Source organism: Martinezella lusitana (genome assembly GCF_010668395.1).
GTDB lineage: Bacteria > Pseudomonadota > Alphaproteobacteria > Rhizobiales > Rhizobiaceae > Rhizobium > Rhizobium lusitanum_A.
Genome location: NZ_WUEY01000010.1, coordinates 117,776 through 129,973, shown reverse-complemented (window position 1 = coordinate 129,973; position 12,198 = coordinate 117,776). Strand labels below are relative to the sequence as shown.

Sequence of the window (12,198 nt, the reverse complement as noted above, 5' to 3'; positions counted from 1 at the left end):
CAGCGACCGCTCACACGGCCCCTGCACCAGCGACTTGGTTTCAGTCTCGCGAGGCCTGTCGCACAACCCCGCGGTTCATACTATCATTTAGCGAACGGGATCATCTCCCGCCAGCCAAGATTCAGGCTCTTCCAGCTTCAGGGCATCGGAAATATTCGTCCTGCGGCGAATGATGCGGAACTGCCCGTCATCGACCAGCACTTCCGGCACCAGATCGCGCGAATTATAGGTCGACGACATGGCAGCACCGTAGGCTCCCGCATTGTCGAAAACGACGAAATCACCAGCTAGAATTGTGCCGAGCCCCTCATATTTTCCGAAATCGTCCGAGCTTTCACAGACCGGACCGACGAGGCGGCATGCGGCATCCTTCCCCGCCGGGCGCGGCGCCTCTGCCGTCAGTACGGGATGCTGGGCGCCGTAAAGGGCGGGGCGCATGAGATCGTTCATCGCCGCGTCGATCACGGCAATCGGCGCGCCGTCCCCTTCCTTGAGGTAAAGTACCTCGCTGACCAGCGCGCCTCCACGCCCGGCCAGCCAGCGGCCGGGCTCGACATTCAAAGCACAGCCCAGGTCGCCAACGGTCTCGGCGATGATGGATGCATATTCCGCGAGATCCGGGCCGGCATGCCTATCGTCGCCAATTCCCAATCCGCCGCCCAGATCCAGTCTGTCGACGCCCAGCCCTGCCGCACGCAGGCGGCGCACCAGATCCGCCAGCGCCGCCCAGGCATCCCGAAAGGGGGAAAGGTCGAGGATCTGCGAGCCGATATGCACCGCAAGCCCGACCATCTTCAGTTCGGCTCGCGCCGAAGCGGCGGCATAAATGGCGGGAATCTCCTCGATGGCGATGCCGAACTTGCTGTCCTTCTTTGCGGTGGTAATCTTCGCGTGGGTGCGCGCATCCACATCGGGATTGACGCGCAGCGCGATCGGCGCGCGAATACCCGTTTCACGGGCGACCGACGCCACAACCTCCAATTCCGCCGCGCTTTCGACATTGAGCTGATGCAGCCCCGCCTCCAGAGCGGCGCGGATTTCGGAGCGCGTTTTGCCCACGCCCGAAAAGATGATGCGTTCCGGCGGGGTGCCGGCCGCAAGCGCGCGCGCCATCTCGCCGCCCGAAACGATATCCATGCCGCAGCCAAGGCGCGCCAGTTCCGCCAGAACGTTGACATTGCTGCTGGCCTTCACGGCAAAACAGATCGAAACGTCCGAAGCCGCGATTGCCGCTTTCAGCGCGGCATAGTTCTGCCGCAGCGCGCCGGCGGAATAGCAATAGAAGGGCGTGCCCACGGCGCGGGCGATACGGCTGAGCGGGACAGCCTCGGCATATAGCCTGCCGTCGCTGCGCCGGGAGAGCCAGCGCGCGGAAGTGCCCGTGCTGATTGTGGGGGAAGAGGCAATCGTATCCATCATAATTTGCATTCAATATTGCGATCCCAAGAGAATTCCAGATTGTTGCATGTTTATGAAATGCTTCTTCTGCGATTTTTATTCATTTCTGATATGGATCGTTGAGGAGGAATCACGATGAAACTCAACCAGCGACAGATTGACGTCTTCAACGCCGTGATGGTCAACAAGAGCCTCACGGCAGCGGCCGTGCGGCTCGGAAGCTCGCAGCCCACGCTCAGCCGCGAAATCCGCGAGATCGAGCAGCGGCTCGGCTTCGAGCTTTTCCAGCGTTTCGGCAAGCGCCTGACCCCGACCGAGCAGGCGGTCCTTCTGCATGAGGTGGTGTTGCGTTCCTTTGTCGGGCTGGACGAGATCAATCGGGCAGCCTCGGCCATTCGCACGCGCAGCGCGGCCAATTTCCGCATCGCCACCATTCCCGCCTACGCGGAATCGATCATTCCCCGCGCGATCCAGTGCCTGCTGCGGACACGGCCACCCATGCATTTCTCGATCCATTCACACGAGGAACCTTCATTGCGGCACGAGATGACGACCCAGGTTTTCGACCTGAGCCTGACCGAGAGCCTTGCCGAACGCGAGGGGGCCGCAAGTGAAACCATCCTTGCGGGCGACATGGTTTGCGTCCTGCCGCATGGGCACCGCCTGGCGCGGCAGCGAGCCCTGACTCCCTCGGATTTCACCGGCCAGCCCTTCATCTATTTCGGCCAGAACGATCCCTATCGGCACAAGCTCGACGAAGTATTCCTGTCGGCCGGCTTCGCCCGCGACTATGCCGCCGAAACCACGACGGCAACGAGCGTTTGCGCCATGGTGTCGGCCGGCGTGGGTATTTCGGTGATCAATCCGCTGACGGCAGCAAGCCATACGGGCCGCAATGTGGTCTTCCGAAAACTTTCGGTCTCCGTGCCTTATCTCTTGTCGGTCTGGCGGCCTGCCCGGACCACGCGCACCGTTCAGGCAAAAAAATTTGTCAGTGCCCTTCGCGATGTCGCAGCGGACATGTCGGCCAGCCTCGAGCGGGTCCTGGATTCATAGGGTTGCGTCTGTAATCCATCTGACCACGACGCCCCAACAGCTGCATGAATTTCCAAAGGACAAGCAGCAGGGCGATAGCCCGCAAAACCCCTTGTCGCGCCTGGAGGAACCATGCCGGATGCCGAGGCAGCTCCGGGCAGCCGGAACGCTGCAACGAAGGGGTCCTAGCAGACACCTCGATCTGGATTGATCCTTTCCGACACCGCATCTTCAGCATGGGCATTGGATACACGGATGCCACTTGCTCGCCTCCGTGCTTCCGACGGCAGCCCTTGTGGATCGGGGCCGACGCCTGCGTTTCGTTGCCGCCGCCATATGCCATTGCCGTCACTACAACCGACGCCTCCATCCGGAGCGATCCTGATTGGAAAGCGGAGAATTCCGCGACCGATAAAGCAAGATACAAATCGCCATGACATCCGCCTTCCCCGGGGACGTCGCAGCCTGCGAGTGAAAATCGCGGCGTGCGGCGGCACGCGTGCTCGCACCGCGCTCGTCGGTGCGCGCTCCTCTTACAAGGATGCGCCAGGATGCTTGACAGCCACAACATCGTGTAGTTTGTATACAGCATTCTAAATGCAGGCTACAGCGATGAGCGACGAAAACGAAAAAGATCCGCCGTCATTCCGTTCGGCGCAATGGTTCGGCCCAGCCGACCGCAACGGCTTCATGCACCGCTCGTGGATGAAGAATCAGGGCACTCCGCAGCGCATGTTCGATGGCCGGCCAGTCATCGGGATCTGCAACACATGGTCGGAGCTGACGCCGTGCAACGGCCATTTCCGACAAATCGCCGAGCATGTGAAACGCGGCGTCATCGAGGCCGGCGGTTTTCCGGTCGAATTTCCGGTGATGTCGCTCGGCGAAACATTGCTTCGCCCGACAGCCATGCTTTTCCGCAATCTCGTCAGCATGGATGTGGAGGAGTCCATTCGGGCGAACCCGATCGACGGCGTCGTGCTTCTCTGCGGCTGCGACAAGACCACGCCTGCGCTGGTCATGGGTGCGGCCAGCTGCGACCTTCCGACCATCGTCGTCTCCGGCGGCCCGATGCTGAACGGCAAGTTCCGAGGCCATGACATCGGCTCCGGAACGAGCCTGTTTGCAATGAGCGAGGATGTGCGGGCGGGAAAATTGTCTCCGGAAGCGTTCCTTGACGCGGAAGCCTGCATGTCGCGCTCCGCCGGCCACTGCATGACAATGGGCACGGCCTCCACCATGGCCTGTCTCGTGGAGGCGCTCGGCCTCAGCCTGCCGCAGAACGGCGCGATCCCCGCCGTCGATGCCCGACGCAACACGCTCGCCAACGAAAGCGGAAGGCGCATCGTGTCGATGGTGCGGGAAGATCTCAAGCTTTCAAAGGTTCTGGACCGGCGTTCCTTCGAAAACGCGATCCGCATCAATGCGGCCATCGGCGGCTCGACCAATGCAATCATTCATCTTCTGGCGATTGCCGGGCGCATCGGCGTCCCGCTGACCCTCGCCGACTTCGAGGCCTTCGGCAGCGCCGTGCCTTTGCTTGTCGATCTCCTGCCGTCCGGCCGTTTCCTGATGGAGGATTTCTATTACGCCGGCGGCCTGCCGGCCGTGTGGCAGGCGCTCGGTGATATCGTGGACGGAGGTGCGGCATCCGTCACCGGCCTCAGCATGGGCGAGAACAATGCCGGCGCGGACTGCTGGAACACCGAAGTCATCCGCACCCCTGAAAATCCCGTCAAGCCGAAGGCCGGCATCAAGGTGCTGCGGGGCAACATCGCGCCGGACGGTGCGATCATCAAACCTTCGGCAGCAACGCCTGCGCTGATGAAGCATCGCGGCAAGGCCATCGTCTTCGAGGGACTGACCGATTTCAGGAAGCGGATCGACGACCCGGCACTGGATGTCGATGAAAACTCCATCCTCGTCATGCGCGGCGTCGGCCTTCTAGGATATCCCGGCATGCCGGAAGTCGGCAACATGCCGCTGCCGCGCAAGCTTCTGGAACGCGGTATCCGCGACATGGTTCGCATCTCGGATGCGCGCATGAGCGGCACGGCCTACGGCACGATCGTTCTCCACGTCGCACCGGAAGCGGCAATCGGCGGTCCGCTTGCGCTGGTGCAGACCGGCGACATCATCGAACTCGATGTCGAAGCCGGCCGGCTGCATCTCGATATATCGGAGGAAGAATTCGCCCGGCGGCAGGCAGAACACAAGGTCGCGCCGGCCCACCCCAAAGGCGGTTACGAGCAATTGTTCCTGCAGCATGTGTTGCAGCCCGACAAGGGAGCGGATTTCGATTTTCTGGTCGGATGCCGCGGTTCCGCCGTTGCGGATAATGCCCATTGAACTGCGTCCGCGACCGCGGATGCCTGAGGAGATTTGAGAGATGACGGTGAAAGTGGCCATTGTCGGTTCCGGCAATATCGGCACCGATCTGATGATCAAGATTATGCGTCGCACGGAGGGTCCGCTGGAAATGGCGGCGATGGTCGGCGTCGACCCTCAATCGGACGGCCTGGCGCGCGCCAAACGTCTGGGCGTGGAGATCACAAGCGATGGGCTCGAAGGGTTGCGCCGGATGCCGCTCTACAAGGACATCGCCATGGTCTTCGATGCGACCTCCGCCGGCGCGCACAAGAAGCATGCCGCCATTCTGGAAGCCGACGGCAAATGGGCCATCGACCTGACGCCGGCCGCCATCGGTCCCTATGTCGTCCCCGCCGTCAACATGGCCTCAGTGGCAGGCGTTGGCAACGTCAACATGGTCACCTGCGGCGGCCAGGCGACGATCCCCATGGTCGCAGCGCTCTCGCGGGTCGCGCCGGTTTCATATGCTGAAATCGTCGCATCGATCGCGTCGCGGTCTGCCGGGCCCGGCACCCGCGCCAACATAGACGAATTCACCGAAACCACGTCGCGCGCCATTGAAAGCGTCGGCGGCGCGCGGCGCGGCAAGGCGATCATCATCCTCAATCCGGCGGAGCCGCCGCTCGTCATGCGCGATACGGTCTACGGACTCGTGCATAGTCAGGATATCGATGCCATGCGCCGCTCCGTCGACTCGATGGTGGGCGAGGTTCAATCCTACGTCCCCGGCTATCGCCTGAAGCAGGATGTGCAGTTCGAGCCCGTATCGGCCGAGCAGCTCGGCTCACTTTCGATCCCGGACGAACTCCACCATGTGCCGGCGATGAAGGTAACGATATTCCTCGAGGTCGAAGGCGCCGCGCATTATCTGCCGGCCTATGCCGGCAATCTCGACATCATGACGGCTGCCGCCCTGCGCACGGCCGAAAAGCTTGCGGTGATAAGAGAAGGAGCAGCCGCATGAGCGGGCAGATCTACGTTCAAGACGTGACCCTGCGCGACGGCATGCATGCCGTGCGCCACCGCTACACACTTGACCAGGTGGCGGAAATCGCACGCGCACTGGACGAGGCGGGCGTCGATGCGATCGAGGTTGCTCACGGCGACGGCCTGGCGGGATCGAGCTTCAACTACGGCTTCGGCGCGCATGACGATCTCGAATGGATCGAGGCTGCGGCGAGTGTCCTGAAGAAAGCCAGGCTGACGACGCTGCTCATTCCGGGTATCGGCACGATCCACGATCTCGACCGGGCGCAGGCCAGCGGAGTTTCCTCCGTCCGCATCGCCACTCATTGCACCGAGGCGGATGTCGCCGCTCAGCATATCGCGCATGCACGCAAGATCGGCCTCGATGTCAGCGGCTTCCTGATGATGGCGCATATGAGCGAACCCGCCGAGCTCGCCCGTCAGGCCAGGCTGATGGAAAGCTACGGCGCCCATTGCGTCTACGTGACGGATTCCGCCGGCGCGCTGACGCCGGAAACGACGCGCGTCCGAACGCGGGCGCTCCGCGACGCGCTGAGCGCGGAAACGCAGGTCGGCATCCATACGCATCACAATCTCACGCTCGGCGTCGCCAACGCCATGGCCGCGGTCGAGGAAGGCGCCTATCGCGTCGATGCCTCGCTTGCCGGCATGGGAGCCGGTGCGGGAAATGCGCCCCTGGAAGCCGTGATCGCGGTCGCCAACCGCTCCGGCATCTCACATGGATGCGACCTGTTCAGGCTCATGGACGCTGCGGACGACCTCGTCCGACCGCTGCAGGACCGGCCGGTGAGGGTGGACCGGGAAACGCTCGCCCTGGGTTACGCCGGCGTCTACTCCTCCTTTCTGCGGCATGCGGAGCGGGCCGCCAAAGTCTACGATATCGATCCGCGCTCGATCCTCATCGAACTTGGCGAGCGCAAGATGGTGGGCGGCCAGGAAGACATGATCGTGGACGTCGCGCTCGATCTCGCCCGAACCGCAGGAGAGTAAGAAGATGACGGGAAAGGTCGCAGTCGTCACCGGAGCAGGCTCCGGAATAGGTCGCAGGGCGGCAATAGCGCTCGGCGAACAGGGCTGGAACGTTGTTCTGGCCGCCAGAAGAGTGGAAACGCTGGAGGAAACCGCCGCCGACGGGGCCTTCAAAGCCGGAAACTGCATGGTTCACCCGGCGGATGTCAGCAAACCGGAGGAAGTGGACCGGCTCTTCGAGGCGGTATCTGCACGATACGGCCGCCTGGATCTGCTTTTCAACAATGCCGGTATCTTCTACACCAAACCGGTCGAGGAGATCGAGCCTGCGGATTGGGAGCGCAGCATGGCCGTAAATCTCAACGGTGCCTTCTATTGTGCGCAAGCTGCCTTCCGGCAGATGAAAAGCCAGCAGCCGCGGGGCGGGCGCATCATCAACAACGGCTCCGTATCCGCCCATGTTCCGCGCCCCCATGCCACACCCTATACCGTGGCCAAGCATGCGATCACCGGCCTGACGAAATCGCTTTCGCTCGAAGGCCGGGCCTACGACATCGCCTGTGGGCAGATCGATATCGGCAATGCCGCCTCGCCCATGACGGAAGCCATGCCGAAGGGGGTACTCCAGGCCGATGGAACGCTGAAGCGCGAACCGACCATGGACATCGCCAATGTCGCGCAGGCGATCCTGTTCATGACGGCGCTGCCGCTCGAGGCCAATGTCCAGTTCATGACCGTCATGGCGACGGCGATGCCCTATATCGGCAGAGGCTGACGGCTTCCCCTCATGTGAAGGCGTCCTCAGAGGTGCTGCTGAACCCGTTCCCACGCGGCGGTGAGGTGATGCCGGACGACGCTTTCCATTCGTTCGGCATCACGCGCTTCCAACGCCTTGATCATCTCTTCATGCTCGGTAATTGCCCTTGCCCAGTTTTCCTCGCCCTCATGGCCGACGAACCGTATCCGCTTCAGGCGGGCCTGCAGAATGCCGTGGGTATAGGCAAGCGGCTCGTTGTCCGACAGCGCAACGATGGCCGAGTGGATGCTCTGGTTGAGCTTGTAGTATTCGAGGCGCCTGCGCTCCCGATAGTAAGCGAGCATCTGCTCGTGCAGCGCACGGACATCGGCTATCTGCTCGTCGGTGGCGCGCTCGCAGGCAATTCGGCCCGCCAGAGCTTCAAGCGTCATCAGAACCAGCAACGTGTCCTTGACGTCCTTCGCACTGAATTCCCGCACGGCCGCGCCGCGCGTCGGGACGAGCTCCACCAATCCCTCGCTCGCCAGGAATTTGATGGCCTCGCGCAAGGGAGTACGGGAAACACCGAGTCTCGCACCCAGCTGCGTTTCGTGGAGGCGAGATCCGGGCGGCAGCTCGCCTTCGATGATCATGTCGCGCAGCCGGTTGACGATCGCGTCGTGGAGCGAGACCCTCGCGATCGGACCTGCCTCGCCAACGATACCCGGCGACGGATTTCTCATGCTTCAATCCCCTTGCCACCCCAGTCGGGGATGCTTGCCCGTTTGAGCTGAGTTCAGCGCGCTCGAACGGATCCATTTATGACGCCTAAATCTCACTGTATACTAAATACAGTATATTTGAAGTGCGTCAGGCAGAGTGTCCCAAGGAATATGCCCGCCGCTCCTACTTTAATGGATAACGGTGCCCGATGCCTTCAAACCGCAAGCAGCGCCGTCTTTAGCCGAGCCGCCCCCATCAGGCCAGCGATAACGCTCGCCGCCTGCCGCAACGCCAGCTCGCTTCCCACCCTCGAAATACCTCTCTCAAGGGGCAGCCGAACTGGCATCTCCGTACCACGCCGATGAGCAAAGGCAAAATTCTGCGTGCTGTATACAAAATACTTGACGGCTCATCTCTCGCCATCTAGGCTCCAGACACAGTTGAGAAATAGGTGCCACCGATGTCGAATAAAGTTGAAGATCGCCCCGTCATAGCGCTCGCGATGGGAGACCCGGCGGGTGTCAGCCCGGAGCTGACAGCAAGACTGATGGCCTCGGAAAGCGTGGCCGCCGCAGCCCGGCTCCTGGTTATCGGCGATCGGCGCGTGCTCGATCAAGGGGCGAAGGAGGCCGGCCTGACGCTTCGCTTCGACACCGTCACGGCAGACGGCCCGATCACGGCGAACGGTGCTCATCCGGTCTTCATCGACCTTGCAAATCTCGATCCAAAGAATGTTGTCCGAGGTGAAGCGACACCGGTCGGCGGCAAGTTCGCAACAGAGAATTTCGCCTTCGCCCTGCGCCTGGCCAATAGCGGCCAGGCCGACGCAGTCTGCTTCACGCCTTTCAACAAGAAGGCGATGCGCTATGCCTACGCAGGCTACGACGACGAAATCCGCTTCATCTCCGAAATCATCGGCTTCACCGGCAAGGCGAGGGAATTCAACGTTCTGGAACGTGTCTGGAACGCCCGCGTAACCTCGCATATCCCGCTGTCGCAGGTGGCTGCCAGCCTTTCCGTGGACGCCATCCTCGCGGAACTTGCGCTGACTTTCGATTGCCTGAAGCGCGCGGGCATCGAGCAGCCGAAGATAGCGGTCGCCGGCCTCAACCCGCATGCCGGCGATGGCGGCAGCTTCGGCCGCGAGGAGATCGACATCATCGGCCCGGCCGTCGAAGAGGCCACGCGCAGAGGGATGACGGTCGACGGCCCCTATCCAGCCGACACGGTGTTCCTGAGCGCGCTGAAAGGCGGCTTCCACGCCGTGCTGACGATGTATCACGACCAGGGGCAGATCGCGATGAAGATGATGGGCTTCGATCGCGGCGTGACCATGCTCGGCGGCCTGCCCTTCCCGGTCTGCACGCCGGCGCATGGCACGGCCTACGATATCGCCGGCAAGGGCATCGCCAATCCTCTCGCCAGCGAAGAGGCGCTGCTGCTCGCGGCGCGCATGGCGGGCAGAGCAAGACAATCGGCAGCGTAAAAGCCGCCCACATACAATGCCATGGAAGGGAGTGAGGCCATGGGAGACAAGATCCTGATCGAAGACTCGAGACTGGAACCGCTTCTGCGACCAGGCGCCGAGTTGAAGAAGCTCTGCACCGGAGCGATCTGGAGCGAAGGGCCGGTCTGGTGGGACGACGGAAGCGTCACCTGGAGCGACATTCCGAACAATCGCATGCTGAAATGGTCTCCCGGCGAGGGAATGACCGTCTTCCGCTCGCCCTCCAACCACACAAACGGCCATACGCGCGATCGCGAGGGCCGCCTGGTGAGTTGCGAGCATAGCGGCCGGCGCATCAGCCGAACGGAAGCGGACGGTACGGTCGTGACCCTGGTCGATCGTTTCGAAGGAAAGCGCCTCAACTCGCCGAACGACGTCGTCGTCAAGTCCGACGGCACGATCTGGTTCACCGACCCGCCCTACGGCATCATCAGCGACTACGAAGGCGTCAAGGCCGAGAGCGAAATCGGCGCAAACCACGTCTATCGCTTCGATCCGGCAAGCAATTCGCTGGAAATCGCCTGCAACGACTTCCAGCGCCCGAACGGCCTCGCCTTCTCACCGGACGAAAAGCTACTCTACGTGTCGGATACGTCGCGTTCTCACGATCCGGACGGCAATCATCATATCCGCGTCTTCGACGTCGCCGATGGACGTTATCCCCGCAACGGCAGGGTTTTTGCCGTGATCGAGCCGGGTCTGTCGGACGGTTTCCGTCTCGATGTTAACGGCAACATCTTCACCAGCTCCGCCGATAGCATCCAGGTCTACGCCCCTGACGGCACGCGCCTCGGCAAGATTTTCGTTCCGGAAGTGATTTCGAACTGCACCTTCGGCGGCGCGGACCGCTCGACCTTGTTCATCACGGCCAGCACGTCGCTCTATTCCATCGAGCTTGCCACGAAAGGAAGTGTGCGGCCATGAGCGGTTCCCCGGGTCTTCAGGCAGGAGAAAGCGTGCTCGCGGGCGATGAGCTGATCTGCTTCGACGACATCAGGAAGCAGTTCGGCGGCGTTCAGGCCTTGAAAGGCGTCTCCTTCTCGCTGGCAAGTGGCGAGATCCTCGCCTTGCTCGGGGAGAACGGCGCCGGCAAATCGACACTCATCAAGATTCTGGCCGGTGTCTACACCCCCGACGGCGGCGAAGTGCGCTATCGCGGCAGCCGCTATCAGCATGCCGCGCCGAAAAGCGGCCTGAAGCAACGGGTAGCCTTCATCCATCAGGATCTCGGCCTGCTCGAATGGATGACGGTGGCGGAGAACATCGCGCTGGCGATCGGCTTCCCGCGTCGGATCGGCGTCATCGATTGGGACAAGACCGGCCGGACCGCGCGCGCGGCACTCGACCTCATCGGCAGCGATATCGATCCCGACAGGCGCGTGCAGGATCTCAGCCGCACGGAAAAGTCTCTGGTTGCAATTGCGCGCGCCCTTGCCGTCGAAGCGGATGTCCTGGTGCTGGACGAGCCGACCGCCAGCCTTCCCGCCGACGAGGTGACGCGTCTTTTCGAAGCCTTGCGGCGGCTGCGCGACCGGGGCATGGGCATGATTTTCGTATCGCACCGCCTGGATGAGGTCTTCCAGATCGCCGACCGGGTCGTCGTTCTCCGCGACGGGCAGCTGGTGGGCAACGAGAGGGTCGCCGACGTCGATGCCGACAAGCTGGTGCACATGATCATCGGCCGTCTTCCGGAGCGCAGCTTCGCCAAGGCCGACAGTATCGGCGGCAAGGAACTTCTCACGGTTCGCAGCATGCGCATCAACAGCGGTCCGCCGCTGGAATTCACGCTGCGCGAAGGCGAGATCCTCGGTCTTGTCGGCCTGCGCGGCGCGGGGCAGGAAAATGTCGGCCGCGCGCTTTTCGGGACCGAACGTTTCGACGGTTCCGTTGCGCTGAAGGGACAGGATTACAAGCCCGATACGCCGCGCTCGGCAATCGCGCGCGGCGTCGGCCTGATCGCCCGCGACCGCACGGAGGAATCGACCTTTGCCGCGCTCAGCATTCGCGAGAACGCCTACATCAATCCGGGCGCTGTCGGCCGGTCGTTGTTTTCGATCATGTCGCCACGCCGCGAGGCGGGCCTTGCCGTAGCGCTCGGCCGGACGGTCGGCCTGCGTCCGAACGAACCTACGCTGCCGATCGAGGCGCTGTCGGGCGGCAACCAGCAGAAGGTGGTCGTCGGCCGCTGGCTGTCCATGGGTTGTCCGCTGCTGATCGCGGAGGAGCCGACGGCCGGCGTGGACGTGGGAGCCAAGGCGGAGATCTATGCGCTGATGAGGGAGGGACTGACGCGCGGCCTCGGCATCATCCTGATATCGACGGATTTCGAGGAAGTGGAGAAGCTTTGCCATCGCGCGCTCGTCTTCAGCCGCGGCGCGATCGTGGATGAGCTGAGTGGCGATGCGTTGAACATGGATCGCCTCATCCATTCCGCATCCGCCAAGGCCAGTTGAATTTTTGACGGTATCCGGAG

Annotated in this window: 10 protein-coding genes; 8 read left to right on the top strand and 2 right to left on the bottom strand. The window is 62.5% G+C overall.

What is annotated here, in order from left to right; genetic code table 11:
• Positions 1 to 87: 87 nt before the first annotated feature.
• Positions 88 to 1,419, bottom strand: coding sequence for a diaminopimelate decarboxylase (gene lysA, locus GR212_RS21285; protein WP_246725849.1), 1,332 nt, complete (start codon positions 1,417 to 1,419; stop codon positions 88 to 90).
• A gap of 114 nt (positions 1,420 to 1,533) precedes the next feature.
• Here lysA and GR212_RS21280 point away from each other — a divergent pair, with 114 nt between their 5' ends.
• The 5 genes from GR212_RS21280 (at position 1,534) to GR212_RS21260 (ending at position 7,534) form a co-directional block, all read left to right on the top strand.
• Positions 1,534 to 2,454 carry a LysR family transcriptional regulator gene (locus tag GR212_RS21280; protein ID WP_163989121.1) on the top strand — a complete coding sequence of 307 codons (921 nt, stop codon included), beginning with the start codon at positions 1,534 to 1,536 and terminating at the stop codon, positions 2,452 to 2,454.
• 591 nt (positions 2,455 to 3,045) lie between these two features.
• On the top strand, positions 3,046 to 4,782 hold the full coding sequence (locus tag GR212_RS21275) for an IlvD/Edd family dehydratase (protein WP_163989118.1): 1,737 nt from the start codon (positions 3,046 to 3,048) through the stop codon (positions 4,780 to 4,782).
• Between the two features lie 40 nt (positions 4,783 to 4,822).
• Positions 4,823 to 5,767, top strand: a complete 945-nt coding sequence (locus tag GR212_RS21270) for an acetaldehyde dehydrogenase (acetylating) (protein ID WP_163989116.1) — start codon at positions 4,823 to 4,825, stop codon at positions 5,765 to 5,767.
• The gene (gene dmpG, locus GR212_RS21265) at positions 5,764 to 6,780 is read left to right on the top strand and encodes a 4-hydroxy-2-oxovalerate aldolase (RefSeq protein ID WP_163989114.1); all 1,017 of its coding nucleotides are present in this window, start codon (positions 5,764 to 5,766) and stop codon (positions 6,778 to 6,780) included. The genes GR212_RS21270 and dmpG overlap by 4 nt, the downstream gene beginning before the upstream one ends.
• A gap of 4 nt (positions 6,781 to 6,784) precedes the next feature.
• On the top strand, positions 6,785 to 7,534 hold the full coding sequence (locus GR212_RS21260; RefSeq protein ID WP_163989112.1) for an SDR family oxidoreductase: 750 nt from the start codon (positions 6,785 to 6,787) through the stop codon (positions 7,532 to 7,534).
• 26 nt (positions 7,535 to 7,560) lie between these two features.
• On the opposite strand, the gene GR212_RS21255 is transcribed toward GR212_RS21260, so the two are convergent.
• Positions 7,561 to 8,238, bottom strand: coding sequence for a GntR family transcriptional regulator (locus tag GR212_RS21255; protein WP_163989110.1), 678 nt, complete (start codon positions 8,236 to 8,238; stop codon positions 7,561 to 7,563).
• Between the two features lie 440 nt (positions 8,239 to 8,678).
• Between GR212_RS21255 and GR212_RS21250 the strand changes: the two genes are divergently transcribed.
• From GR212_RS21250 to GR212_RS21240, 3 genes are read left to right on the top strand one after another with little or no spacing between them, the layout of a single operon-like run.
• Positions 8,679 to 9,704, top strand: coding sequence for a 4-hydroxythreonine-4-phosphate dehydrogenase PdxA (locus tag GR212_RS21250; RefSeq protein WP_163989108.1), 1,026 nt, complete (start codon positions 8,679 to 8,681; stop codon positions 9,702 to 9,704).
• Between the two features lie 39 nt (positions 9,705 to 9,743).
• Positions 9,744 to 10,649 carry an SMP-30/gluconolactonase/LRE family protein gene (locus tag GR212_RS21245; protein ID WP_163989106.1) on the top strand — a complete coding sequence of 302 codons (906 nt, stop codon included), beginning with the start codon at positions 9,744 to 9,746 and terminating at the stop codon, positions 10,647 to 10,649.
• Positions 10,646 to 12,178: a sugar ABC transporter ATP-binding protein gene (locus GR212_RS21240; protein ID WP_163989104.1), complete on the top strand. Its 1,533-nt coding sequence runs from the start codon at positions 10,646 to 10,648 to the stop codon at positions 12,176 to 12,178. Before GR212_RS21245 ends, GR212_RS21240 begins: the two co-directional genes overlap by 4 nt.
• The last annotated feature ends 20 nt before the right edge of the window (positions 12,179 to 12,198 follow it).

What these genes read in the sequence shown, in the direction of transcription:
- GR212_RS21260 (WP_163989112.1), top strand. Translation starts at nt 6,785, where the DNA reads ATGACGGGAAAGGTCGCAGTCGTCACCGGAGCAGGCTCCGGAATAGGT.
- GR212_RS21245 (WP_163989106.1), top strand. Translation starts at nt 9,744, where the DNA reads ATGGGAGACAAGATCCTGATCGAAGACTCGAGACTGGAACCGCTTCTG.
- GR212_RS21280 (WP_163989121.1), top strand. Translation starts at nt 1,534, where the DNA reads ATGAAACTCAACCAGCGACAGATTGACGTCTTCAACGCCGTGATGGTC.
- GR212_RS21250 (WP_163989108.1), top strand. Translation starts at nt 8,679, where the DNA reads ATGTCGAATAAAGTTGAAGATCGCCCCGTCATAGCGCTCGCGATGGGA.
- dmpG (WP_163989114.1), top strand. Translation starts at nt 5,764, where the DNA reads ATGAGCGGGCAGATCTACGTTCAAGACGTGACCCTGCGCGACGGCATG.
- GR212_RS21240 (WP_163989104.1), top strand. Translation starts at nt 10,646, where the DNA reads ATGAGCGGTTCCCCGGGTCTTCAGGCAGGAGAAAGCGTGCTCGCGGGC.
- GR212_RS21255 (WP_163989110.1), bottom strand. Translation starts at nt 8,238, where the DNA reads ATGAGAAATCCGTCGCCGGGTATCGTTGGCGAGGCAGGTCCGATCGCG.
- GR212_RS21275 (WP_163989118.1), top strand. Translation starts at nt 3,046, where the DNA reads ATGAGCGACGAAAACGAAAAAGATCCGCCGTCATTCCGTTCGGCGCAA.
- lysA (WP_246725849.1), bottom strand. Translation starts at nt 1,419, where the DNA reads ATGATGGATACGATTGCCTCTTCCCCCACAATCAGCACGGGCACTTCC.
- GR212_RS21270 (WP_163989116.1), top strand. Translation starts at nt 4,823, where the DNA reads ATGACGGTGAAAGTGGCCATTGTCGGTTCCGGCAATATCGGCACCGAT.